Genomic DNA, 23,416 nt, shown 5'->3' with positions numbered 1-23,416 from the left:
ATGTCATCCTTAATATGGTACATTTACGACTTTGCAAGAAAGGCATGGGTCGACGCTTTTGCAAATGCGAAAAACGAACCGGAGATTTCTGAAAAGCCAGAACGTTTCAGGGATTTCCCAAAGGTCAATAAGGAATATTGTATCGGTTGCGGTGCATGTACAGTTTCATGCCCTTCACCAAATGCAATCAAGCTGGTTCGTGATGAGGATTCTGAGGAAGGTGCAGGATTGACCTATCCGGTAATCAAGCCGGGAGCTTGTATCCGTTGCGGTTTTTGTGCGGAAGTGTGTCCGACAGATCCGAAAACATTGGAATGTGGGGTAAATCATTTCATCTTACCTGAATTCAATATAATTCCATCAAAAAGGCAATACATTGTTGACGATTATCTATGTATTAAATGTAAGAAATGTTTAAAGAAATGTCCTGTTGATGCGATAAGTGAAGTTGACGGCAAGGTTGTGGTTGATCAGCTCAAATGTATCTCCTGTGGAGAATGTGTGGATGTATGTCCAGTGAACGGTGCAATGAAGGCAGTGTTTGTGGATAACCTTCAAGACCAAAAGGATTTGATTCTTTTATGTGTGGATTATCTTGAAAATTACATCAACTCCAAGGAAGAGGACTTGAGGGCATTGGACAAAAATGACCTTCTGCAGTATGATGTGCCTGTATCCGACATTTGGGATAAGGCTTTAAAAATCATTCCGGATGATGAAATTGCATTGGAAATAATTGTCAATGCCGTTAACAGGCTTAAAGTCAGAATCATCGATTGGGATAAGGACAAATGTAAAAAATGTCAATTGTGTATTCCGGATTGTCCAACAGGATGCATTTCATTTGATGAGGCTGAAGATACAATTGTAAGAGATAAGGATAGATGTTTAAGATGCAGTATTTGTTACCAGACATGTCCGTTTTCAGTAATCAAGTACTTCATTTCCAAATTCTCGCTGGAAGACGGCGAGAATATTCATGTTACCGTAAAGGCATCTAATCTGAATGATGATTTATTTATGGAGTGAGTGTTATGATAGATAGTTTTACTAAAACACCAAGACCATTGAGACACGTGGACGTCGACTATGTTGTGGACCAGACAAAATGTGCTGAATGTAGTGACAAGCCATGTTTGGAGTCATGTCCAATCGATGCGATATATATGGATGAAACTGATGGTCTCATTAAACTGAAAAGTACTTGCTTTGGTTGTGTATTATGTCGTAACGCTTGTCCGTTTGATGCAATATCATTGGATGTTAAGATGGACCCTCCTTTAAAGGAAAACGTTCCAAACATCAACACAAAATTATGTAAGGCATGTGGTGCCTGTGTCCAGGCATGTAAGAACGGTTCCATTCACATTGTGGCTGACGGCAATAACGAACCTCACAGTAAAATCGATAAGGACACCTGTGTCAGATGCGGATTCTGTTTCAGGGTATGTCCTACTGATGCAATCAAATATGGTGAATTGCTTCCTAAGACCGTTAAGGGAGGTAAGGCTATTGTTGTTAACCAGGCCAAATGTATTGGCTGTATGACATGTACAAGGGTATGTCCGTCAATGGGTGCAATAAATGTTGGAAGAACCAACAAGTTGCCATACATCAACCCGGGATACTGTGCGAGATGTGAGGAATGTATGCATTCATGTCCTTCAACAGCAATAAGGTATTCATCACGTAAGAAAGCTTATAAGATGTACAGTGAAATCAAATCCTATGATATAGTTTCAAGTATCATAGATTATGATGTCAAAAGGCTGTCTCTTGACTTGATCAGTTTGAATAAGGTTCTTGAAAAGGTAGGAAAATCAATAGCGTTGGAATTCAATGACCAGAACTTCGAGCACTTCATCGAATGCAAGGTAAATGACATGATGGAAAGGGAGTTGAAAATCAGTTTGGACTCCAGTATTGAAGTGGATAAGTTCACAAAGCTTTTCGGTTCTTATCTGATGGACAGGAACATCGAGGTTTATGACAAGAAATGTATAGCATGTGGCGAATGTTACAACGTCTGTCCTGTAAATGCAATAGAGGTGAACGGTCCAAATCCAATAACCATCAACGACAATTGTGTTTACTGTGGAAAATGTGTTGAGGTCTGTCAATTTGACGCTATCGGTGCATATGACGATTACTTCTACAGTAAGGACAGCGATTTGTACTATGCGAGGTCATATTTATATCAACAAAGACTTGGTGACTTTTCACTTTCAGCGGACAAGTGTCAGGCTTGTGCGATTTGTGTAAAGAATTGTCCTGCCGATGCGTTGTCATTGACTGAGGATGATGCAATAGATTTCGACAGCGAAAAATGTATCTACTGCAGAACCTGTGAGGAAATCTGTCCGTTGGATGCGATTAGAATAGTTAATTTCAGGTGAACCATGTTTGAAAAATCATTTATTACAGATTGTGAAGGTCCTCTGACCTTGAATGACAATGCATTTGAATTGGCTGCTAATTTCATTGAAGACGGTGGAGAATTATTCAAGATTCTCAGTTTATACGATGATTATCTGGTGGATGTTGTCAAGAAAGAAAACTATAAGGCAGGAAACACCTTAAAGTTGATCTTGCCATTTTTTGTGGTTGAAAACCTTAAGAATAATGATATGGTTGAATTTTCCCAAAACAATATCTACTCAGTCAGGGATTCAAAATTCCTATTGAATTACTTGAAGGAAGCTATGAATACTTACATAGTCAGCACCAGTTATGGTCAGTATATTGAAGCAGTTTCCAATTATATGGAAGTTCCATTTGAAAACACATTTTATACAAATGTGGATGTGGATGCACTTGAACTTTCTGTCGAAGAAACTGAAAAAATCAAGGAATTCAAAAAATCAATACTTGAAAATCCGACAGACTATGAGCTGTTTGATGACATATTCTTCAAACAGATTACCCAAATGGGAATCTATGACAAAATCAAGGAAATAGAAGTTGTTGGAGGTCAAGGCAAGAAACTGGCCATTGATGAGATAATCGAAAGGGATGGAATTGATGTCAATGAAATCCTCTACATTGGAGACAGCATAACTGATGTCGAACCATTGGAGTTTGCCCGCAATAATAATGGTGTGAGCATATCATTCAACGGAAACGAATATCCATTGAATGTGGCAGAAATTGCAATTGTCTCACCAAGTGCAATAGCGACTGCAGTAATCGCTAACGTTTATGCAGATCATGACAAAGATAAAGTTTTAGAATTTATAAATGAGTATAATGGCTCAAATGATTATGAAAAATTATTTAATGACTACAATATTAATGAAAATGTAAAAAATGAATTTTTCTCAATTTTTAAAGAGGAATATCCTGTAATTCAAATAATCACTGATGAAAACTATGAGGATATCCTAAAAATAAGCAAGGAAATGAGAAATAATATCCGTGGTCAAGATATAGGTGGATTAGGTTAGGTGTAAAGATGAGTTATGATAAAGTAGAAGACACATTCTTTGAAGCATTTCAAGGAAAATATGTAAGGGCATTGATTACTGGCCCTAATGAAAAAATCGTAAAAAGAGCAGCATACGATTCAACTTCAACTCCTAGTGCAGTGATTGGTAGGGTTGAAGGGGGTGTTGAAGGATTTTTAGACAAGTCCGAAACTCCTGACGGAAGGTATGGTGCTATTGTCCAATACTGGTTAGGCGGTGACGATGTTGAAAAATTCGCATTTGAACTTTCCTACAGATTAAGACAAGACGTATTGGTCAAACCGTTCACACGTATCTTTGATTACTCTGATAAAGACAGTGATGAATATATTGAAATGATGGACATTGTAGGTCACTGCGGTGATGGATATGAATGGATTGTTGAGGAATATGGAAGAAAAATGATCAACGTTCCTATTGCAGTGCCTGATTTCCAAATTGAAGAGAAATTCAAAATAAACGATGGGACCATGGGAGGTAACTTCTGGTATCTATGTGAAACTCCGGAAGCCGTGCTTGAAGCCGGTGAAGCAATCATTGATGCCATCATGGAAGTTGAAGGTGCAACAGCACCATTCGATATTTGTTCAGCTGCTTCAAAGCCTGAAACAAATTTCCCGGAAATCGGTCCGACCACCAATCATGTTTACTGCCCATCATTAAAGGAGACTTTAGGCGATGAGTCCAAGGTTCCTGAAGGCGTTAACTACATTCCTGAAGTTGTAATTAATGCAATCGATGAGGAATCAATGAACAATGCAGTTAAAGCAGGTATTGATGCTGCTTTAAAATTTGATGGTGTAATTAAAATATCTGCAGGTAATTTCGATGGAAAACTTGGAGATAAGAACATTAATCTATTAGATATCTTAAAGTAAGGTTTTAATATGGAAATATTTGACAATGATTTGAATGCAGAAGTCATAGGATTTGGCGCATTGAATGTGGATAAATTATATTCAGTGGAACATATAGTCTCAAAAGATGAGGAAAGTTTCATCAAGGACGAAACCGACACTCCCGGAGGTTCTGCAGCAAATACCATAATAGGTTTATCCAGATTGGGGTGTTCCACCTCATTGATTGGAAAAATTGCTGAGGATGAGGACGGTGACTTGATAGAGTACAATTTGGCCGTCAATGGAGTATATACAAATAATTTAATCTATTCTGAAAATGGGTCTACAGGAAAATGCTTAGGTTTTGTCGATTCTGAAGGTGAAAGATGCCTTTACATCGACCCTGGAGTTAATGATGAAATCAGAATCGATGAGATAAATCCATTAAACATCATGAGATGTAAAATCATGCATTACACATCTTTTGTTGGCGACTCATTCAAAACTCAGATTGAACTGTTGGATAAGCTTAGCAAGGAATGCATATTAAGCTTTGATCCTGGAATGCTATATGTGCAAAAAGGCTTTGACGAGTTAAAACCTATTCTTGATAGGACTGATATATTATTGATAAATGAGTCAGAATTAAGATTATTATGTAATAATAATGAATCCTCTTTAAAAGAGTTGGCTATTGGATTTTTAGATTTGGGAATTGAAACTGTTGTTGTAAAACAAGGCTCAAAAGGAGTGTTTGCAATGAATGGCAATCAGACCTGTGAAGTCGAGTCATTTGAGTGTGATGTTGTTGACACTACCGGTGCGGGCGACAGCTTTAACAGTGGATTCCTATATTCTTACTTGAAAGGTTATGATTTGGAAAAATCATGCAAAATCGGAAATTGGGTGGCCAGCAAGGCAATAGAAGGATTCGGTATGGAAAAATTCCCTTCCCTAAAGGACTTGGAGGAATTTTTTTAAGTTTATTTAAATAAATTATTTAGTTGGTATTAAAATGAATGTGTCTTTTATAAAACAGATGAAAAACTTGGAACGTGAGGTCCTTTTGAAGTCTGTTGAATTAGATGATGACGGTGACGATTTCCAATTCGAACTGGAGGATTTCAGTACCGAAGAAGAAATCATTGCCGTTGCGCCTAGGTGCGTAAGGTGTAATACCTGTGTTGGTGAATGTCCAGTTAATGCAATCGAACCAGCTAATATTTTCAGAATGGCTAAAATTACTGACAAGTGTGTGAAATGTGAGATATGCGTTCAGACATGTCCGGTTTCAGCAATCAAGCTGATCAGTAATGCAGTCGTTTATAATAGTGAGGATGAGCGTGATGTTATTGAATATAATTTGGCTAACGTTAGCTATCCTCATAGAGTAGTTCGTATGAATGAAATTTCAATTGATTATTCAGTTGATAATAATTGGGATGATTGTGCAACCTTATGTCCAACAAATGCATTCACTCTTGAATTCAGAGAGTTCTTTGAAGATTTGGATATGGATTTAGGCATTGAACTAATCGATGATGAATTGTATCCATATATCAATGAAAAGATGTGCATTGGATGTGGGGCATGTAAAGAAATATCACTAAATGAGTTTGCAATTGAATTGGATAGATACATCGGACCTATTCATCATTCTAGGTTCATTGATGTAAACTATGATTCATGCGTGAATTGTTTTTTATGTGAAGAGAATTGCCCGACAGGTGCAATAGAGTTAGTTGATGGTGAAGTTGTCCTTGACAATGATAAATGCATAAGATGTGTTGAATGTACAAATCATTGTCCTGTAGGAGCACTTAAAAGAATAGATATGAAATAAAATGGGGTATGTTTATGAAAGCAAAAGAATTAATGGATGAAAGTTTTGTATACTTGAACTGTGATGACACAGTGGTGGACGCTTCAAAAGCGATGGAAGATGTAAGACGTTTTACTTGTCCTGTTGTAAACGAAAACAAGCAATTGGTCGGATGGATTACAGCATTTGACATTACAAGAGGTTTGAGGGAAGGTCATGAAAAGATATCTGACATCATGAGCAGTTCCGAAGAGGTTTCAACAGTTCATGAAAATGATCCTGCAAGAAAAGCAGTAATATTAACTGCTAACAACAAGTTTGTGACCGTTCCTGTTGTGAATGATGACAATCAGGTTATAGGTATGGTTCGTGCATGTGACATCGTTGAATTGCTGTCCGAGCTTTATGACATCAAAGTCGTGAAATTATACAAGGCAATGCAAAACCAACTCAAAGGGGTAACATGGGAAGAGTTGATGGCAGCATCCGCTTTGGTATCCAAGAAAACAACCGGTCAAAAGATTTCTCCTGAAGAGTATGAAGCAAATATCATGAATTCCACATTCGGTGAAGCCATTTGGGCTACTGGTGGACTTGAAAAGTTCTTCGCAGGTTTGATTTCTGTTGGAGAAATGGTTATTGCTCGCCGTGTTGGAAAGGCAAAGAAATAAGTTGATTTAGTGAATGAAAATTTACCAACAACACATTTGATTACAACTAATAATTCTACATTCACTAACCCCATTAATCCTAAAATCATTTGATTTTAGGCATTTTTCTATTTTTCATTAATTATTTATATTGACCTGGACAAAGATTTAATTGTTTGGTGAATAAATGCATATCGATAAAAAATTTTTTATTATACTAATCATTTTTTTATTTGTCAATATTGCTGCGGTTTCAGCTGATGATTTAAATTCAACTGAGATTGTTGAATTGGATCATGATGGCTCAGCAGACCTTGAAGCTGAAGATATTGCTGATGAGGGTGTTGATGAGGTAAATTCATCTGTTTTAGAACCTATTGAAAAGACAACGCCGAAAATCTCAATTGAATCAAAGAAAGTTAACTGCAAGGACACTTTGGAAATCCAGCTAACCAACTCTTCTGGCGATGCCTTAAAATCTAAAAAGATAATTGCCAGTATTAATGATAAGAAATATCCTCTTACCACCAATTCAAAGGGAATTGCAAAACTGACCATTGATTTGCCTGCAAAAACATATAAGTTGACCATGTCCTTTGAGGGTGATGACAACTATACTCCAGTATCTAAAAGTTTCAATATTAAAGTGGTCAAGTTGCAGACCAAAATCACCGAATCTGCCAATTTTGCAGTTAAGGGGAACTATTTATATTTCTCTTTGGCAGATAGCAATGGAAACCGCTTGGCAAATAAGAAGATGACAATAAAATTCAATGGAAAAACTTATACTAAAAAAACCAATCAGTATGGTACGGCCAAACTTAAAATCAAATCATCTAACTCTAAGTATTCCATCAAGGCTAAATTTAAAGGCGACAATAAGCATAAATCTTCTTCAAGAAGCCTTAAGATTCATGTAATCTCATCAAGATCAATTAAAATAGAGAATACTAAGGTGCTTACAAATGGGTTTATCAGAGTTTATCTGAAAGTTGCCGGAAAGGCAGTCAGCAAAAAGGTCACTCTGACAATTGGCAACAAGAAACTGTCCAAAAAGGCAAATTCCGAGGGAATTGCAGTTTTCAAACCTCAAGTCAAAGCGGGCTTTTATACGGTTAAGGCAAAGGTTGGAAAATATTACTCACAAAAGATTCTCATGTGTTATGAGGGTAATGTAAAAGACCCATTAAAAGAGAAGGTTGCCTTGAAAAATGGAGTTCCGGACGTTGATTTGATGCCGGGAAATTATGTTACAGGTGATGGCAATGCAAAATACACTCTTAAAAAGTCCCAATATAAGGATGTTCTAAAAAGAGATAGCTATTGTCTGTTTTTAAATAATAAACTGACAAAATACACTTTCTTTAAAACTAAGTCACATCCTAACTTGAATCATATTATCTCACGGGAGAAATGGAACGTTATTGAAAGGGCCATCAACACAAAACTTGTCAAAAAGAACAAGAATGGCTATTGGCCTGGCAAGATAACAGTTTCCCTTAAGGGAAAATCATACACTTATCCTGAAGTTAGGGATGTTCAGGGAACAGGATATACCTGCGGTCCGACATCAGCCAGTGTCTGCAGCCAGGTTTTGAAGAATTATTTCTGTGAGAGATACTTGGCAAAGATTTCAGGAACTGATTCCACCGGAACCAGTTGCCCTAATATGGTTGCCGCACTTCAAAAGAATAATTTCAAATGCAGTTACTTCTATAAGTCCACATTCACTTCAGCATTGAATGAGCTTAAGAAAGGAGGTGCCGCTTTGATATTCCATGCAAACAATCATTATGTTAGCATTCTGGACATAAGTGGCGACGGCAAGAAGGTTTTGGTAAGTAATTCCTACGGCACATATGACAATATCCCTACCAAGTGGGTAAAGGTGAGCTATATGAAAAACAGGTTCTCTCCAAAATGGGATGAAAGCCTGATAGTTAGACTTAACTATAATCTGCCGGATGCCGTAAAGGATAGTGTCAACAGTTATTACAGTAGTTTCGGCACAAATTGGCTTAAGCATAGTACCGGTCAGGGGATTGGTAGAGTTTAATTTTTCAAATTAAACTTTTTTTTATTTTTTTATCATTCTTATTTTAGATATATCAAATAAGCTTTATAATTACTTTTAAATACTTTAAAACTTAATATTAGTGTGTATGGATTTGAATTTTGACTTTACTGAAAAAAGAGTAATAATTACTGCATTTTTCTGTATGGCGTTCACCATTGCAAACTTAATAACCGTTAAAATCATTAACATTGGATTTTTAGGAATGGAAACTCCTGCTGGAGTATTGATTTATCCTTTAGTATATATCTTAACCAATGTGATTGCTGACGTTTATGGTGAAAGGACTGCACGTAGAACCATTATTTTAGGTCTTTGTGTAGATGTGTTGTTTGTTTTCATGACAACATTAATATTATTCTTGCCTTCTCCTGCAACATATACCGGAGACTCAAGCTTGGCATTTGTATTTACACAAACTCCAAGAATCCTTGTTGCATCATACATTAGTTACTTAATCGGTAACTTTGTAAACGCAAGAATTACAACAATTGTTAACAGAGGAAACGACTATTCCGCTGTTAAAAACTTAGCTGTAATCGCTTTCAGTGAATTAATCGACAACTTTGTTTTCATCGGTTTAGCATTCATCGGTGTTTTCCCTGTATGGGAAATCTTAGTGATGATTATTTCTCACTGGGTATTAAGTTTAATTTGGAGTGCAATCGCTCAACCATTCACAGGTATGACTGTAAGATGGGCTGAGAAAGGAAAACCTGCAGAAGCTTAAATTTTTTAGGGAATTCATTTTCCCAACTTTTTTTTATTTTTCACATTGCTATTTTTTTAATGAGAAAACATTTATACTTTCATTTAGAAATATATGACTAATCATAAATGATTATTTCAGTATTTAAAGCGTAATTGTACAGTTTTTAAATATTTTAATGGTTAATTGGTAAGTTATTCAATTTAATTTTTAAATTAATTAATCAATTTATGAGAAATATAGGAAAATTTTGTGATAAGTATGGTGGAAGAAAATAGTAACATGTTACTCGGCACTGGTGACAAGCCAACCGCATTAAGGTGGCTTCTGCTTGCTATCCAGCATGTATGTGCAATGTTTGGGGCTACAATTCTGGTTCCTATCGTTGTAAACACCACTGCTGGTGCAGATATATTGTCAATTCCAGTAGCATTAGTTTCATCTGGTATAGGTACATTAATCTATCTGATTTGTACCCGTAATAGAAGCCCAGTATATTTGGGAAGTTCATTTGCATTCATTGCTCCTATGGTTGCGGGTTATGCAATCGGGGGTACTGGAAGTGTATTCACCGCATTAATGATTGTGGGTATTGTATATGTAATCATCTCACTGATCATCCGTATGACAGGTCCTAGCTGGATTAACAGACTGCTGCCTCCTGTAGTAGTCGGTCCGATGATTATGGTAATTGGTTTGTCCCTTGCTCCAACAGCAATTTCATCAATTGGTCTGGATTTGGAAGTTGTGCCATGGCAAAGTCTGTTTGTTGCATTCATTTCATTCTTGGTGACTGCAATTGTTGCGGTTCGTGGAAAAGGAATCCTGCAGGTCATTCCGTTCTTGGTTGGTATCGTTGTAGGTTATATAGTCGCTGCTGCTTTAGGTATGGTTGATTTTTCAGCTACCCTTGCTGCCCATGTAATTGAGGTTCCTAAATTCTACATGCCGTTCATGAGCTATAATCTGAACTTTGCGGCAGTACTGACAATAGTTCCAATTGCACTTGTGACAATGGTGGAGCACGTTGGAGACCACAAGGTTTTGAGTGAAATCATCGGTCGTGACTTGATTGAAGATCCAGGTCTTCAAAGAACCCTTCTCGGTGACGGTCTTGCAACATTCGTTGCAGCATTGCTTGGAGGACCAGCTAACACCACCTATGGTGAAAACACTTCAGTTGTCGGTATGACTCGTGTGGCATCAACCTACGTAATAGGTCTTGCTGCAGTCATTGCAATAATATTTGCATTCTCAGGACACCTGACTGCAATTTTAACCGCAATTCCAGGTCCTGTTTTAGGAGGTATTTCAGTATTGCTATACGGTTTCATATGTGTAAACGGTTTGAAAATTTTGATTCACAACCAAGTGGACTTCAACAACAATAAAAATGTGGTTGTCGCTGCAACAATGCTTGTTCTAGGATTAGGTGGTGCAGCATTATCATTCGCATATGGAGACTTGTCCATATCAATTTCAGGAATGTCTCTTGCAGCTATTGTAGGAGTATTATTAAATCTTTTAGTGCCGGAGGAAAACCATGAATGAGTTCGTATTAAACCATCCGTTGATAACTCATAAACTAGCAATTTTAAGAGATGTAAACACAGGAACAAAAGAGTTCAGGGAACTTGTAACAGAAATATCAACAATCCTTGTTTATGAAGCTATGTGGGATGCAAAACTTGAGGAAGCAACAATTGAAACTCCATTGGAAAAGATGGATACTGGTATGTTGAATGAAGACAATTATGCTATCGTTCCAATCTTAAGGGCAGGAATGGGTATGGTTGACGGTGTCTTGAACGTTATTCCTAATGCAAAGATAGGCCACATCGGTCTTTATAGGGATGAGGAAACCTTCGAGCCTGTGGAATACTACTACAAAATGCCTGAAGGAATCGGAAACCGTGAGGTTTTAGTGGTTGACCCTATGCTTGCAACCGGTGGAAGCGCATCAGCAACAATTTCAAGGCTCAAGCAGGACGGTGTAAGCAAGGTAAAATTGCTGTGTATTGTGGCTGCACCTGCAGGTATCAAATGCATTGAGGAAGACCATCCTGATGTTGAAATATTCTGTGCAACAGTGGATAGGGAATTAAACGAAAATGCATACATCCTGCCAGGTCTTGGAGACGCTGGTGACAGAGTATACGGTACAAAATAGTGAAGTCAATCTTCACTAACTTTTTTTTCTTTTTTGGTGATTACATGTTAGATGAATGTCCTATGTGCGGTTATCCTTGCGATGTTTTTGATGTGCCTTGTCCTAATTGCGGTTTCATTCCGTTTGACCCTGAATCAGGTGATTGACTGTGTGGAACTTGATCTGACCGATTTTGATAGTTATACTGTCAAATACAGTCTATAACATTTGCATGAAATCGATGCCTTCAGATGTCAATCCATTTGCTGCATTGATGGTTACATACATTGGAGCTGCGATTATCACTGCGATAATATTTGTTTTCATGGTAAAACCGGCGAATGTAGCCTTTGAATTGTCAAAGGTCAATTGGACTTCAATCATATTGGCATTGGTTATCGTTGGTCTTGAAGTGGGATACGTGTTTGTCTATCGTGCAGGATGGTCTGTAAGCACTGCAAGTGTTGTTGCAAACATAGGATTGGCTTGCGTTCTTTTGGTTGTTGGATATTTCCTATACAAGGAAAATGTTTCCCTGCAGCAGATTTTAGGAATATTTGTCTGCATGGCAGGGTTGATTTTGATAAATTTGTGAGGTGAAAATATGATTTGTCCTAGATGCGGGTCATGGATTGACCTTGGAGAGCCATGCTGTCCTGAATGCGGATATGACGGTTCCGACGATGATGATGAAGAAGATGACTATTACTGACATAAAATTTTTATAGTATTTTTTTATTAAATTATCTTATGAGCAGGCAGGCCTATGTAAACAAGGATGTTCCAATAACTGAAATCCGTAGGGTAAAACGTGATTTGCAGAAGTTTGTGGATTTATATGAAAAAGTGACATTCATAGAGGAGTTATACTGTGATGAAACTGTCAAATCTGCAATGGAGCGCAGGGGCAAAACTCCTCAAACTGGATATAAATGGTTGAAAACATGGAATGATGAGGGTTTTGACGGTCTGTTTAGAAAGGAAGGTTCCGGGAGAATCTCCAAGTTGTCAGATTATCAATTGGAAATTTTAAAGAATAACATTACGGTTAAGGGTTTATCAAGCATTTCTGAGATTAAAAAAGAGATTCAAAAAGAATTTAATGTTACTTATTCAGAAAGGCACCTGCGCAGGCTTATTTTTGATTTGGGTCTTTTGGATGTTATTAATTCCAACAAGATAAAATGATTATTTATATATACTTTTTTTTGTCCTATACATATTTTTTAATCATATTTTTTCACTAAACAATTTTTAACTTCTCACTATTTTCATTAGAATTCTAATAAATTAATGATTTGTTCAATTATATTATAAATTTTTTATTAATATGTTTTATAAATTAAGTTTATATAATATATTTGATTAATATATTTCTAGAATTATTAGCAATGTCGTCAACTTAATTTTTGATTTCATGTTTTTTCCTGGTTTTTATGTTGGTTTGTAGTTGATGTTGAATTTTCGTTGTTTTTTCTTGTTTCTGGTTGTTGTTGGATTTTTGATGTCTTTGTTTGGCGATTGTGTGCAGGAATCTATTAATTTTTTTGTGTATTTTCTTATTATTTCTTTTGTGGGATTTAGAATCATTATGGGCAGGTATTTTTTGAGTTTTCGTATTAGGTGTGCTTGATTGACTTTGTATTTTTGTTTTATTCCTTTTTGTCTTTTTACTCGGTTGATTAGTAGGTTGAAATAGATTTTGTAGTATTGGAAGATGTTATATTTGATGAATTTGGAATATATGTCTTGTTTGATAGTTATTTTTCTTTTTCCAGTGTAATTTTCTATGTTTAGTCTGTTTTTCATTGTATTGTAGTTGGTTTCGATTCCCCAGCGCAGATTATAGAGTTCTTTGAAATCTTCCATTGTGAAGTTTTTATCTAATATGTTAGTTAATAAGTATTCTTTTGATTCGTTTTCAAGATTTATTGTTAGTATTCTTAATTTTAAGTGTTTTTCTTTGCTGTATTTTTCTTTTAGGTCTTTGTTGTGGAATTTTTTTAGTCGCTGTTTTGTGAGTTCTAGTTCGATTTCTGCGTCGTTTTCTGTTATTTTGTATCTGTCGTCTATATAGCTTTTATCTTTTAATCTGACGATAAAATAACTGCTCATGGACATTATGTGTGCATATAGCTCCATTGCGTTGTATCCTCTGTCAAAAATGAAAATTGATTTTTCTGGGATGATTAATTCTTGGATATTCTCTAGGTTTTGGTGCATTAATGGTAATTCTGCTTGTTTGTAGTTTCCTATGATTCCATCGAGTATAAATCCGTTTAATAAGTCCATTATTGATGAAAATTTGGCTTGAGCTGGTTTTCTGTATTTTTCAGTGTTTTTGATTTGGAATTCTTTTCGAACTTCTTCAAAATCAGGAATTTCAAAGTCAGATCCATCACCACCAAACAAACGAAATCCTTTGTAACTCTTAAAAAAGTCATAATTTTTATGATAATTAATTTCAAGCAAGTATTGTTTACTTATTTCTTTAAATACTAATGGATTAATGAATGTTCTTTGTTTAGAAAATGCTTGTCTTGTTATTTGTTGAATGTCTGTTGTGAAATTGTCTTCGATAAAATCTTCAAGATCTGCCTGATTGGATGTCCCTTTATTAAAGCAAAGAAACGTCACATAATCCTTAAATGAAAATTTACTGTCTCTTATAAATTTATTTTCTCCAAGAACATATTTTTCAATAGGTTTTGCAATATTATCAAATGTATTTTTAATATGATAAAACATGGAGCATCACAACACTATACTGAGACGAAATAACATTAAAATTAATGTTTTTTCTGATTTTTAAGGATTTTACAACAAGTTTCACAAATTCTATTTTTTGGAAAAAAATAGAAAAATTAATTAGTTCCTTTCCCCAATATAGTATTGAGGGTTTGTTATTTTCTCGCATAATATATAATATACCCTCAATCCTTAATAAAACTTTGTATAATTCCTCAAATCTATTTTTAAATATTTACAACTTCTAATAATGACTCATGTCATATCAATATCAACCATTTAAAAATTAATGAAATTTACAGCTGATTTAACTAAAATAAATAAAGCACCAATTAAATTGATTCAAGACATAATAACTTGCAAAATAAAATAAGACAAATAACTATTTAAATAAAGAAATACAAATAGTAAATTATTAATTTTAAAAAATAAAAATTTTGAACACAGTATATTACTAATAAACTAATAATATATTAATAAAACAAAAAATAAGAATTTTCAGAAAAAATTAAGTTGACGACATTGGAATTATTAGAGTGTATATTATGAATGAGAACATAGACAGAGGAATGTCAACATTAATTATTTTTATTATTGCTGCGGCCATATTGAGTGCCGCTCAGAGTGTAGTGACAACCGGTATTACCGGGATAATGGCTGATTTTCATGTTCACTCAACAACAGCACAATGGATTTACTCCTCATTCTTGCTGGTATTGGGTGTTATGATACCGTTATCTGCATTTTTTACCCGTAGATTTAAGATAAAGACAATATTGCTGGCCTCATTGGGCTTGTTTTTAATAGGATCAATCATAGCGTATATTGCTCCAAACATTGGGGTACTGATTCTTGCAAGGGTTATCCAGGCCTGTGGATCTGGAATCCTGCTTCCAATTACTCAGATTGTGCTTTTTAAGGTCATTCCTGAGGAAAAATGGCAGGTTTACATGGGACTGTTTGGTTTCATCATAGGAATCGCCCCTGCATTGGCTCCGACAGCCGGAGGATTCATTATCGATTCCGTCGGATGGAGATCCATATTCTTGATATTTGCAATCATGGTTGCGATATTGATGGTGGTTGCTTCAGTTGTTGTGAAACTGGAATTCGAAACAGGACACTATCCGCTGGACATAGCTTCACTGATACTTTGTGTGCTTGCATGTGTCGGCATAATGTTTGGATTTTCAAACATCGCCCAAAACGGATTCGACATGATTTGGGTAATATTGCCTATTGTGATTGGTGCAATATCTTTAGTGCTATTTGTCAAAAGGCAGTTCGGCATTGAAACTCCATTACTTGATTTGCATGCCCTTAAAAACAAGTATTTCTTCTTTGGAACATTATTCTCAGCTATATTGTACTTTACAATGTGCGGATTGAATGTTATCATGCCTTTGTTTGCCCAAAGCATAGCAAGCCATGATGCGACAACTGCTGGAGTCATATTGCTTCCGGCAACTCTTGTGATGATTGTGTTCAACTTCATAGGTCCTTTGATGGCCAACAAGTTCGGTGTTCGCAAGGTATTGCTTCTATCCTGTTTATTCACCGTTGTAGGGTACCTTTTGATGATGACCTATACAAGAACAACTTCTGTTGAGTACATGGTCGTAACCCAGATTGTGCGTGCAATCGGTGCGGGATTAGGATTGATGCCTGCAGTAACATGGACAATTGCGGTTGTATCAGGTGACGTTGAGGATGCAACAGCAATCAACAACACAGTAAGGCAAATCATAGGTGCAATCGGTTCAGCGGTTGCGGTTGTGCTGATGGCTGCATTTGCAGGAGGAAATGTGGGTCATAACTACCTTTCAGTGTCCGCATTCGCGCAGACTTCACTTGTGATGTCAATTCTTGCAATCATCTCAGCGGTGATTGTTGTATTGTATATTAAGGATGAAATTCACGATTTAATGTGATTTCATTTTATTATTTTTTTTATTTGCCTATATAACTTATTTTATAAATAATTTTTTTTTAATTGAAACAAATTTAATGATGGTTATGAATTTTTTCAAGTTGATTGAATTTTTTGTATAATTTTATTAATCATTTTCACAGTTAAATTGTATTATAGTTACGATGTTGGGGATATATTTTCTAAAGGGTAATTTTTATTAATTTTTTATTTTTTTTCAGTTTTTATAATAAATTATTTAAAAGATTTTCAATAAATATCATATTATCTTACTCTGGGAGGATTAATATGAATAAAAGCGATTTGAAGAGGAACCATTATATGCTAAAAGGGCCTCTTGCCAAAAAAGGTTATGACTGGTGGTGGCATTCTTTCACTGGTTACAACAAAAAAACCGGTGAGGCAAGGCCATTTTTTATAGAATACTTTACATGTAACCCTGCATTGGCTGAAGATGAACCAGTGCTTGGACAAGACCCTGAAAACCAAAAAGCGGGCAAAAGACCATCTTACTGCATGATTAAGGCAGGTGCATATGGTAAAGACCCAAAACAAATTCATAATTTTTACTCAATGAAATATTTCAACTGTCCCGATGATGAATTGAACATCCAGGTCGGCGACTGCAGTTTGACAGAGACTCACATGAGCGGATTTTCAAGAGTCACTGAAGAGGAAGCCAAAAACCACCCTGAGTACATGTCTGACGCTGGGGACATGATGTGGGACCTGGACATTGACAAGCAAATCACATTCAACGTAGGTTATGGGGCAAACACCCTATTCAGAAAACTAAACTCTTTTGAAATGTTCTGGCACGCAGAAGGAATCAAAACACAATACAGCGGTACTGTATGGCTAGACGGTGAGGAATATGAAGTTATTCCTGAAAAATCCTATGGATATGCTGATAAGAACTGGGGAGGGGACTTCACTTCTCCATGGTTATGGATTTCATCCTGTAACTTGACAAGTCTTATTACAGGCAAAAAATTAAACAATTCCGCATTTGAAGCCGGTGGTGGAAGGCCAAAGGCATTCGGTATTGCTTTGCCTCGTAAATTATTGATAGGTTTCTACTATGAAGGAAAAATGTATGAATACAACTTCGCAAGATTCTGGAACCTTGTAAAAATCGACTTTGACTTCGAGGAAGGCGAAGACGTTCACACATGGCATGTTAACGCAAGCAACAGAAACTCCAGAATGGAGTTGGTTCTTTACTGCAAACGTGAAGAAATGATGCTTTTCAACTATGAAGCTCCTGACGGTCAAAAAAGACATAACCGCTTATGGAACGGTGGAAGCGGTTACGGTGAAATCAAATTATACAAGAAAGATGGAACCCTCATTGACCATGTGAAAATTGAAAACGCAGGTTGCGAATATGGGGAGTATGATGACGAATGATATTCTTTGATATCCTTGCATTAATTGTTGTATATGTTTACGTTGCTATCATTTTCGTTGTAGCTGAAATGGTTTTAAAGACACGGCCTGAAGTTTCACGTAAATTTTTACATATTATGGTAGGTAACATGATATTTGCCATGCCATTTTTCTCAGATCCGTGGGTAATGGTTTGGTTCTTGACACTGCCAATCACAATAGTGCTATTCTTCCTGACAGAATATTCTCCTATCAAGATTGAAAACAGCGTGACCGAATCCGGACATGCTTTAGGTTTATTCTTCTATGCTGGAATCTGGACAGTATTGATTGCAATATTCGCTTCAATCGCACCGGCAAACGACCCTAAATATTACATTTGGATTGTTGCATTGGCTATTGTTCCAATGGTATACGGTGACGGATTTGCAGCATTGATAGGTCAAAAATTCGGTAAGGTCAAATACACCGTATTCGGTGGAACAAAGTCTCTAGAAGGATCACTTACCATGTTTGTTGTTACAACAGTTATGAGCGTATTCGTATGGATGGTTTTCTCTTCAATCGGATGTGCGATGCCTGAATTCAACATTGTTTATATCATAGCAATCTCTGCTGTTGCAACAATCTGTGAAGCGTTCAGTTATGGTGGAATTGACAACTTGACAGTTCCTGCAATAACTTCAATCTTATATTACTTAGTAACTATCTTATAGTTACTAATTTCAATTTCTATTTTTTGCATCTTAGTTTATGAAATTCGCATCTCAGTAAGGTTGATAACTAGTGCTTTATATATAGTTAAACTAAGTACTATTATCGAATTAAAGGAGATAATAGTGATGTCTGACAGTTTAAGAGCAAGAGCTGAAGAAAGAGTAAACCTGAAAATTAAATTTTATAGAAACTTAAAAGCATATTTAATTGTTAATGCAGTTTTAGCAGTAATCAACTGGTTTAGCTCACCTGACTTTTGGTGGGTTTCTTTCCCAATAGTCTTCTGGGGAATCGGTGTTCTAGTTGACTTTTTAAAGGCTTATGTATTCATTGATGATTTCGACAGCGATGATTACAGAGAACGTAAAATCCAAGAGGAAATGGAAAAATTAAGGATTTAAATTATGAAAGTAAATTTATTTGTTTCAAGAGATATTGACGAGCCTCATGCAGATATCCATACCAATGAGCTGACCGATAACGTTACAAAGGCAATATCAATTCTGGAAAGTGATGATTCTAATGACATGATTGCAGTCAAGAGGGGATTAGATATTGCATTTTTGGAATTTGATGAAATATTCATGTTCAGGGTTGAGGACAAACAGGTGAAAGTATTTACCCAGGATAAGGAATACCTGATTAAAAAACCTCTGTATCAGGTTGAGGAGCAGTTAAGCGGTGATTTTGTGCGCATTTCAAAAACAACAATCATCAACTTAAGAAGGATAGAGCGTGTGGCTCCCTCACTTAAGGGAATGATGTTTATCGAACTTAAGAATGGATTGAAGGACAATATCTCAAGGAAATACTTGCCAGATTTTAAGAATGCTTTGGATTTATAGGTGGAATCATGAAACTTACGGATATAATTGAAAGTTTAGCTTTAGGCGCTTTTGTCGGATGCTTTATCGGATTGATGGTTGCAGTCTTGATTTCTTTCCAGGTGGGACCTCAAAACATCAGCTTTTCCGGGGTGGACATAATCAATCTCTTCTTCGGATGCATAGTCATAGGATGGAGCTTCTCATTGACCGGATTGATATATGAAAGGGAAGACATCGCATTGCCGCTTCAAATCATTTTCCAGATGGGAATCGGGATGACTGTGCTGTTCTTGGTTGCAGTTTATCTTAAATGGATGCCGATTAATCTGGGAATCGGTCCGATAATAACATGGATTTTGATTGCTTGTGTGTTTGCAGCAGTCTTCTGGTGTGGCTTTTATGTATATTATTACTTGCTTGCACGCAATATAAATAAAAAAATAGTGAACGGTAAATAGCTGAGCTATTTTTCCAGTTTAATCGGTTTCAAATCCGCATTCGCTACAGGTTTTATTTTGGAATTTGATGATTCCTCCGCATTGGGGACATAACCATTTTTCACGGTCTTGTGCCATCATCTTTCCAATGCCTGTAGTTTTAATTCTTTTTGCGGAACCCAAAGTGTCAAGACCATGCCTCTTGATATATTTTTTTGAGTGCTTTTTCATTAATGGGCAGGGAAATTCACTGCAACGCCCGCAATAGCTGAAATTCTTTTTATCAAAGCAGGCTTTGATCTTGCATTTTAGACTGGCCTTGCTTTTTCCGTCGTTACTTATTAAGCATCCTCCACAGGGGTTTTGATATTTTTCACAACTGATGCAGTTTATCCCACAAGGGGCAAGCAATTTTGAATCTAGTTCATCGGGCATTTTCATAATAGTAGTTTAGTTAAAGAAATTAATATATTTATTTAATCCGAGGGAGATATTATATTTAAGTGATAATATGGACGAAAAAGAGTATGACGAACAATTGGCAAAGGCAGTTGAGTTTCATGGTCATCTATGTGGAGGAATTGCAATTGGAACCAAACTTGCAATGTATGGTTTGGAACTTTTGGGAATGGAACTGAATCAGGTCCATAAAAACCTGATTGTATTTTTGGAAATTGACAGGTGCATGTCTGATGCCGTTCAGTCAGTTACAGGATGTTCCATGGGGAAACGGACATTGAAGCAGATGTACTATGGGAAATTTGCAGCAACATTCTATAATATGGATACAGGAGTTGCATTGAGGATAACTGATGCAGATGCAAATAAAAAGATTAAGAATAATGAAACAAAAGAGGAAATGATTTCCCGATTTAGAAGAACCCCTCCTGAAGAATTGTTCAAGGTTACTAAAGTAAAACTTGAACTGGGTCCGGGTGACATGCCGGGCAAGCCTTACATCACAACATTCTGTTCAGTTTGCGGTGAAAAGGTTTCTGACGGACGTCACGTGCTCAGAGGAGGCAAACCGATGTGCAGGTCTTGTGCGGAAGGGTCTTATTATGAGATTATTGAAGAATGAGTTATATTGATTTTATTCTTTGTTTAGTTGGAGTTTCAACTCCTTTGCTATTTTTTTTAATTAATTGTACGATATCGTAATATTGATTTGAGCTTGTAAAATTGTTTTTATTTAAAATAAGACATTTAAATATCTTTGATTATAATATAAATTCATGAACTTCAGAGATATTGAATACAGATTTTCATTAATGTTAAAATTTCTTTCAAATGCATTTTCCCTAAATGAATTCAAAAGGTTTTTAAAGGACAATCGTGGAGGATTGATGTTGTCATTTGATGAAATTCACATTCCAGATAAGGACTGGCTGGACTATAAGCGATTGGAAGTTGACCAATCTGTCAAATCAATCAGTCCCAATGATTTGACTAAGGAATTTTGTCCGAAAGTCTGTAAATTGGTTGATGAATTTCATAGGAAAACTGTTAATGAGGATATTGAATGGATGCTGTACTTTGATTATACAAATGGTGAAGTGATATATTGTTGGAAAGGTGAAAAAGGAAAAGCTAAAGGTGATTTTGAAAATATTCATGTTTGTAATAGAAAAATTGCATCAATTCACAATCATCCACAAGGATTCTACTCGTTCCCTTCTCCAGACAATTTTGATATTTTGGAAAATGTCCATGAGGATTATGAAATAATCATTTCATATAGTGCATTTTGGATTGTAAAATTTAAAGGAAAAATTGCTAAAGAATATAGAAAATTATTTCAACAATTCCTTGGCGGGGATATGGGTAGAATTATTTCAATTATCAGAACCAATTGTCCGAAATATGATATTGATAATATTACCGAAGATGTCATAGGTAATTATTTAATGAATGAAATTGATAAAGAAATTCAAGGTATAGATTTGCTTTTGGTTAAAAAGGAGTTTGATTAAATGTCTAATGAATATGAGTCAAATGATGGGTGGGGTCAGGCATATAAATGTGGAGGGATACCTATGTATCCTGAGGAATATCATTTTCATATTGATAATCCTATTGAATTTAGTGAAGATGAAATTCAAGATAGAAAAATGCGTGTTGATAAATTTTTAAATCAGTATGGGTTCAAATTAACTAATGATTGATAATGTCGATACATTTATAAATGCTTAAAACAAATACTTTATTACTGTTATTTTAATGGCAGTGATAAATTACTTTTTTTGGGATATTGTCCCATATGGATGTGGCCCTCGTGGCTGAACAAAAAGGTGTTATTTATGTACAAATATATTAGAGACGCATGGAAAAACCCTGATGAGTCTTACGTACGTGAGCTCATGTGGGAAAGAGCTCCTAAATGGAGAAGACAAAAAGCAGTTCAAAGAATTGAAAGACCTACCAGGCTCGACAGAGCTAGAAGCTTAGGTTACAGAGCTAAAAAAGGTTTCGTTTTAGTAAGAACCAGAGTAAGACGTGGTGGAAGAAGGAAAACCCGTCACTTCAACGGTCGTAAACCTAAAAGAATGGGTGTAAACAAAATTACCCAAGCTAAATCTATTCAAAGAATTGCTGAAGAACGTGTAGGCAAAAAATACCCTAACTTAGAAGTTTTAAACTCTTACTGGGTATGGTCTGACGGTAGATATAAATATTACGAAGTAATTTTAGTAGATCCACAAAGTCCTTCTATCATTAACGATAAAAAAATCAATTGGATTTGCTCCAAAAAACACACTAACAGAGCTCTCAGAGGCTTAACCAGTGCTGGTAATAAAGGACGTGGAATTAAATCTAAAGGAAAAGGCTCAGAACAAGCTAGAAGAAGAGATTTATAATTTCTCTTTTTTCCTTTTTTCTATTTTTGATAAAAATGATTCATAACATTAAATTCAGGGCTTTCGTCTATGAGGATGAGGATGTGGACGAAGTCTCACAAGCTATTTTAAACATTCTTCCTGAAGCTGAAATCGAGGCTGAAGAGGCTGAAGGAATGCTTGAAAACAAGATTCTTATTTTGACTGGTGTTGTGTCAAAGAAACGTTTCACTAAGGCTTTTTTCAATACACTTTTGGAAAGTGTGGATTTGGACAAGTTGAATGATGATCTTGAACGCAAGATGGATGAGAAGGGTAATTGGTTTTTAAGGTTCGACAAGGCCGATGCTTTGGATGAAAAATGGACCATCTTGGACAGTGGCGATGCAATACATCTTAAGGTTAAGGTTGCTGCATTTCCTGCTAAAAAACAAATTGCTGTTGACAAGGTACGTGAAGCTATTCTGAATATTTAATTTTAGTTGTGATAAACAACATATTTTAATATGGTAAAAAAATATATATTAAATATATATTGTTATTATTTAACTGAAAATTGAATAGTTTTGGGCATCTTATGAAAAACAATATTAAGATTTTAAGAAAAGCGAAGGGCTTGACTCAAGAGGAGCTGGCTAATGAGGTGGGTATTTCACGCCAGGCCATGAATGCCATTGAAAACAATCGTATGAGTCCTAATCTGATTCATGCATTTAAGATAACATTTTCATTAAATCAGAAGTATATTGAAGATGTTTTCTTATACGAAGAGTAACTAATTTTTTACATCAAATTTATATAATAAGTAAACATATGTTTACATA

At 35.7% G+C, this 23,416-nt stretch carries 27 protein-coding genes; 25 read left to right on the top strand and 2 right to left on the bottom strand.

Annotation, left to right across the window (positions count from 1 at the left end):
• The 13 genes from ILA26_RS06155 to ILA26_RS06095 all read left to right on the top strand — a co-directional run bounded on the left by ILA26_RS06155 (position 1) and on the right by ILA26_RS06095 (position 12,895).
• Positions 1–1,029 (top strand): 4Fe-4S binding protein, encoded by a 1,029-nt coding sequence (locus ILA26_RS06155; RefSeq protein ID WP_292895402.1) that lies wholly within the window; start codon positions 1–3, stop codon positions 1,027–1,029.
• The gene (locus ILA26_RS06150) at positions 1,026–2,396 is read left to right on the top strand and encodes a 4Fe-4S binding protein (protein ID WP_366514885.1); all 1,371 of its coding nucleotides are present in this window, start codon (positions 1,026–1,028) and stop codon (positions 2,394–2,396) included. Before ILA26_RS06155 ends, ILA26_RS06150 begins: the two co-directional genes overlap by 4 nt.
• Before the next feature lie 3 nt (positions 2,397–2,399).
• Positions 2,400–3,443 (top strand): hypothetical protein, encoded by a 1,044-nt coding sequence (locus tag ILA26_RS06145; protein ID WP_292895398.1) that lies wholly within the window; start codon positions 2,400–2,402, stop codon positions 3,441–3,443.
• Between the two features lie 8 nt (positions 3,444–3,451).
• Positions 3,452–4,342 (top strand): formylmethanofuran--tetrahydromethanopterin N-formyltransferase, encoded by an 891-nt coding sequence (locus ILA26_RS06140; protein ID WP_292895396.1) that lies wholly within the window; start codon positions 3,452–3,454, stop codon positions 4,340–4,342.
• Positions 4,343–4,351: 9 nt separating this feature from the next.
• Positions 4,352–5,284: a carbohydrate kinase family protein gene (locus tag ILA26_RS06135; RefSeq protein WP_292895394.1), complete on the top strand. Its 933-nt coding sequence runs from the start codon at positions 4,352–4,354 to the stop codon at positions 5,282–5,284.
• 34 nt (positions 5,285–5,318) lie between these two features.
• Entirely contained in the window at positions 5,319–6,146 is an 828-nt protein-coding gene (locus ILA26_RS06130) for a 4Fe-4S binding protein (protein WP_366514884.1), read from the top strand.
• A 14-nt stretch (positions 6,147–6,160) separates the two neighbouring features.
• Positions 6,161–6,796 (top strand): CBS domain-containing protein, encoded by a 636-nt coding sequence (locus ILA26_RS06125; protein ID WP_292895392.1) that lies wholly within the window; start codon positions 6,161–6,163, stop codon positions 6,794–6,796.
• 166 nt (positions 6,797–6,962) lie between these two features.
• Complete coding sequence (locus ILA26_RS06120) at positions 6,963–8,831, top strand: hypothetical protein (protein ID WP_292895391.1); 1,869 nt, start codon at positions 6,963–6,965, stop codon at positions 8,829–8,831.
• Positions 8,832–8,937: 106 nt separating this feature from the next.
• Positions 8,938–9,579, top strand: a complete 642-nt coding sequence (locus ILA26_RS06115) for a queuosine precursor transporter (RefSeq protein ID WP_292895389.1) — start codon at positions 8,938–8,940, stop codon at positions 9,577–9,579.
• Positions 9,580–9,819: 240 nt separating this feature from the next.
• A complete protein-coding gene (locus ILA26_RS06110; protein WP_292895387.1) occupies positions 9,820–11,109 on the top strand; it encodes a uracil-xanthine permease family protein in 1,290 nt (429 codons plus the stop codon).
• A complete protein-coding gene (gene upp / locus ILA26_RS06105; protein ID WP_292895385.1) occupies positions 11,102–11,728 on the top strand; it encodes a uracil phosphoribosyltransferase in 627 nt (208 codons plus the stop codon). Before ILA26_RS06110 ends, upp begins: the two co-directional genes overlap by 8 nt.
• Positions 11,729–11,939: 211 nt before the next feature.
• Positions 11,940–12,302 (top strand): EamA family transporter, encoded by a 363-nt coding sequence (locus ILA26_RS06100; RefSeq protein ID WP_366514883.1) that lies wholly within the window; start codon positions 11,940–11,942, stop codon positions 12,300–12,302.
• Positions 12,303–12,457: 155 nt separating this feature from the next.
• Positions 12,458–12,895: a helix-turn-helix domain-containing protein gene (locus ILA26_RS06095; RefSeq protein WP_292895383.1), complete on the top strand. Its 438-nt coding sequence runs from the start codon at positions 12,458–12,460 to the stop codon at positions 12,893–12,895.
• Between the two features lie 246 nt (positions 12,896–13,141).
• Here the strand turns inward: ILA26_RS06095 and ILA26_RS06090 are convergent, their stop codons facing one another.
• Positions 13,142–14,455: an IS4 family transposase gene (locus ILA26_RS06090; protein WP_292895381.1), complete on the bottom strand. Its 1,314-nt coding sequence runs from the start codon at positions 14,453–14,455 to the stop codon at positions 13,142–13,144.
• Between the two features lie 545 nt (positions 14,456–15,000).
• On the opposite strand from ILA26_RS06090, the gene ILA26_RS06085 reads away from it, so the two are divergent.
• The 6 genes from ILA26_RS06085 to ILA26_RS06060 all read left to right on the top strand — a co-directional run bounded on the left by ILA26_RS06085 (position 15,001) and on the right by ILA26_RS06060 (position 19,776).
• Positions 15,001–16,386: an MFS transporter gene (locus ILA26_RS06085; RefSeq protein ID WP_292895379.1), complete on the top strand. Its 1,386-nt coding sequence runs from the start codon at positions 15,001–15,003 to the stop codon at positions 16,384–16,386.
• A 287-nt stretch (positions 16,387–16,673) separates the two neighbouring features.
• A complete protein-coding gene (locus ILA26_RS06080; protein ID WP_292895377.1) occupies positions 16,674–17,795 on the top strand; it encodes a tocopherol cyclase family protein in 1,122 nt (373 codons plus the stop codon).
• Positions 17,792–18,490, top strand: a complete 699-nt coding sequence (locus ILA26_RS06075; protein ID WP_292895375.1) for a diacylglycerol/polyprenol kinase family protein — start codon at positions 17,792–17,794, stop codon at positions 18,488–18,490. Before ILA26_RS06080 ends, ILA26_RS06075 begins: the two co-directional genes overlap by 4 nt.
• A 126-nt stretch (positions 18,491–18,616) precedes the next feature.
• Complete coding sequence (locus ILA26_RS06070) at positions 18,617–18,892, top strand: 2TM domain-containing protein (RefSeq protein WP_292895373.1); 276 nt, start codon at positions 18,617–18,619, stop codon at positions 18,890–18,892.
• Between the two features lie 3 nt (positions 18,893–18,895).
• On the top strand, positions 18,896–19,336 hold the full coding sequence (locus tag ILA26_RS06065; protein ID WP_292895371.1) for a LytTR family DNA-binding domain-containing protein: 441 nt from the start codon (positions 18,896–18,898) through the stop codon (positions 19,334–19,336).
• Between the two features lie 8 nt (positions 19,337–19,344).
• Positions 19,345–19,776, top strand: a complete 432-nt coding sequence (locus ILA26_RS06060) for a DUF3021 domain-containing protein (protein ID WP_292895369.1) — start codon at positions 19,345–19,347, stop codon at positions 19,774–19,776.
• Between the two features lie 18 nt (positions 19,777–19,794).
• On the opposite strand, the gene ILA26_RS06055 is transcribed toward ILA26_RS06060, so the two are convergent.
• The gene (locus tag ILA26_RS06055; RefSeq protein ID WP_292895367.1) at positions 19,795–20,196 is read right to left on the bottom strand and encodes a DUF3795 domain-containing protein; all 402 of its coding nucleotides are present in this window, start codon (positions 20,194–20,196) and stop codon (positions 19,795–19,797) included.
• A gap of 70 nt (positions 20,197–20,266) precedes the next feature.
• Between ILA26_RS06055 and ILA26_RS06050 the strand changes: the two genes are divergently transcribed.
• From ILA26_RS06050 to ILA26_RS06025, 6 genes are all read left to right on the top strand, one after another.
• On the top strand, positions 20,267–20,836 hold the full coding sequence (locus ILA26_RS06050) for an FmdE family protein (RefSeq protein ID WP_292895365.1): 570 nt from the start codon (positions 20,267–20,269) through the stop codon (positions 20,834–20,836).
• A gap of 154 nt (positions 20,837–20,990) precedes the next feature.
• Positions 20,991–21,728, top strand: coding sequence for a hypothetical protein (locus tag ILA26_RS06045; protein WP_292895363.1), 738 nt, complete (start codon positions 20,991–20,993; stop codon positions 21,726–21,728).
• Complete coding sequence (locus tag ILA26_RS06040; protein WP_292895361.1) at positions 21,729–21,920, top strand: hypothetical protein; 192 nt, start codon at positions 21,729–21,731, stop codon at positions 21,918–21,920.
• Between the two features lie 135 nt (positions 21,921–22,055).
• Positions 22,056–22,613, top strand: a complete 558-nt coding sequence (locus ILA26_RS06035; protein ID WP_292895359.1) for a 50S ribosomal protein L15e — start codon at positions 22,056–22,058, stop codon at positions 22,611–22,613.
• A 35-nt stretch (positions 22,614–22,648) separates the two neighbouring features.
• Positions 22,649–23,068 carry an RNA-binding protein gene (locus ILA26_RS06030; protein ID WP_292895357.1) on the top strand — a complete coding sequence of 140 codons (420 nt, stop codon included), beginning with the start codon at positions 22,649–22,651 and terminating at the stop codon, positions 23,066–23,068.
• Positions 23,069–23,169: 101 nt separating this feature from the next.
• Complete coding sequence (locus ILA26_RS06025; RefSeq protein ID WP_292895355.1) at positions 23,170–23,367, top strand: helix-turn-helix transcriptional regulator; 198 nt, start codon at positions 23,170–23,172, stop codon at positions 23,365–23,367.
• Positions 23,368–23,416 lie beyond the last annotated feature (49 nt).

Source organism: Methanobrevibacter sp. (genome assembly GCF_017940815.1).
GTDB lineage: Archaea > Methanobacteriota > Methanobacteria > Methanobacteriales > Methanobacteriaceae > Methanocatella.
The sequence above is the reverse complement of the archived record's forward strand: the minus strand, read 5'-3'. Positions and strand labels throughout refer to the sequence as shown.

Excerpts from the sequence above, each read along its gene's own strand:
- ILA26_RS06155 (WP_292895402.1), top strand. The coding sequence starts at position 1 with ATGTCATCCTTAATATGGTACATTTACGACTTTGCAAGAAAGGCATGG.
- ILA26_RS06145 (WP_292895398.1), top strand. The coding sequence starts at position 2,400 with ATGTTTGAAAAATCATTTATTACAGATTGTGAAGGTCCTCTGACCTTG.
- ILA26_RS06140 (WP_292895396.1), top strand. The coding sequence starts at position 3,452 with ATGAGTTATGATAAAGTAGAAGACACATTCTTTGAAGCATTTCAAGGA.
- ILA26_RS06135 (WP_292895394.1), top strand. The coding sequence starts at position 4,352 with ATGGAAATATTTGACAATGATTTGAATGCAGAAGTCATAGGATTTGGC.
- ILA26_RS06130 (WP_366514884.1), top strand. The coding sequence starts at position 5,319 with ATGAATGTGTCTTTTATAAAACAGATGAAAAACTTGGAACGTGAGGTC.
- ILA26_RS06125 (WP_292895392.1), top strand. The coding sequence starts at position 6,161 with ATGAAAGCAAAAGAATTAATGGATGAAAGTTTTGTATACTTGAACTGT.
- ILA26_RS06120 (WP_292895391.1), top strand. The coding sequence starts at position 6,963 with ATGCATATCGATAAAAAATTTTTTATTATACTAATCATTTTTTTATTT.
- ILA26_RS06115 (WP_292895389.1), top strand. The coding sequence starts at position 8,938 with ATGGATTTGAATTTTGACTTTACTGAAAAAAGAGTAATAATTACTGCA.
- ILA26_RS06110 (WP_292895387.1), top strand. The coding sequence starts at position 9,820 with ATGGTGGAAGAAAATAGTAACATGTTACTCGGCACTGGTGACAAGCCA.
- upp (WP_292895385.1), top strand. The coding sequence starts at position 11,102 with ATGAATGAGTTCGTATTAAACCATCCGTTGATAACTCATAAACTAGCA.
- ILA26_RS06100 (WP_366514883.1), top strand. The coding sequence starts at position 11,940 with ATGAAATCGATGCCTTCAGATGTCAATCCATTTGCTGCATTGATGGTT.
- ILA26_RS06095 (WP_292895383.1), top strand. The coding sequence starts at position 12,458 with ATGAGCAGGCAGGCCTATGTAAACAAGGATGTTCCAATAACTGAAATC.
- ILA26_RS06090 (WP_292895381.1), bottom strand. The coding sequence starts at position 14,455 with ATGTTTTATCATATTAAAAATACATTTGATAATATTGCAAAACCTATT.
- ILA26_RS06085 (WP_292895379.1), top strand. The coding sequence starts at position 15,001 with ATGAATGAGAACATAGACAGAGGAATGTCAACATTAATTATTTTTATT.
- ILA26_RS06080 (WP_292895377.1), top strand. The coding sequence starts at position 16,674 with ATGAATAAAAGCGATTTGAAGAGGAACCATTATATGCTAAAAGGGCCT.
- ILA26_RS06075 (WP_292895375.1), top strand. The coding sequence starts at position 17,792 with ATGATATTCTTTGATATCCTTGCATTAATTGTTGTATATGTTTACGTT.
- ILA26_RS06070 (WP_292895373.1), top strand. The coding sequence starts at position 18,617 with ATGTCTGACAGTTTAAGAGCAAGAGCTGAAGAAAGAGTAAACCTGAAA.
- ILA26_RS06065 (WP_292895371.1), top strand. The coding sequence starts at position 18,896 with ATGAAAGTAAATTTATTTGTTTCAAGAGATATTGACGAGCCTCATGCA.
- ILA26_RS06060 (WP_292895369.1), top strand. The coding sequence starts at position 19,345 with ATGAAACTTACGGATATAATTGAAAGTTTAGCTTTAGGCGCTTTTGTC.
- ILA26_RS06055 (WP_292895367.1), bottom strand. The coding sequence starts at position 20,196 with ATGAAAATGCCCGATGAACTAGATTCAAAATTGCTTGCCCCTTGTGGG.
- ILA26_RS06050 (WP_292895365.1), top strand. The coding sequence starts at position 20,267 with ATGGACGAAAAAGAGTATGACGAACAATTGGCAAAGGCAGTTGAGTTT.
- ILA26_RS06045 (WP_292895363.1), top strand. The coding sequence starts at position 20,991 with ATGAACTTCAGAGATATTGAATACAGATTTTCATTAATGTTAAAATTT.
- ILA26_RS06040 (WP_292895361.1), top strand. The coding sequence starts at position 21,729 with ATGTCTAATGAATATGAGTCAAATGATGGGTGGGGTCAGGCATATAAA.
- ILA26_RS06035 (WP_292895359.1), top strand. The coding sequence starts at position 22,056 with ATGTACAAATATATTAGAGACGCATGGAAAAACCCTGATGAGTCTTAC.
- ILA26_RS06030 (WP_292895357.1), top strand. The coding sequence starts at position 22,649 with ATGATTCATAACATTAAATTCAGGGCTTTCGTCTATGAGGATGAGGAT.
- ILA26_RS06025 (WP_292895355.1), top strand. The coding sequence starts at position 23,170 with ATGAAAAACAATATTAAGATTTTAAGAAAAGCGAAGGGCTTGACTCAA.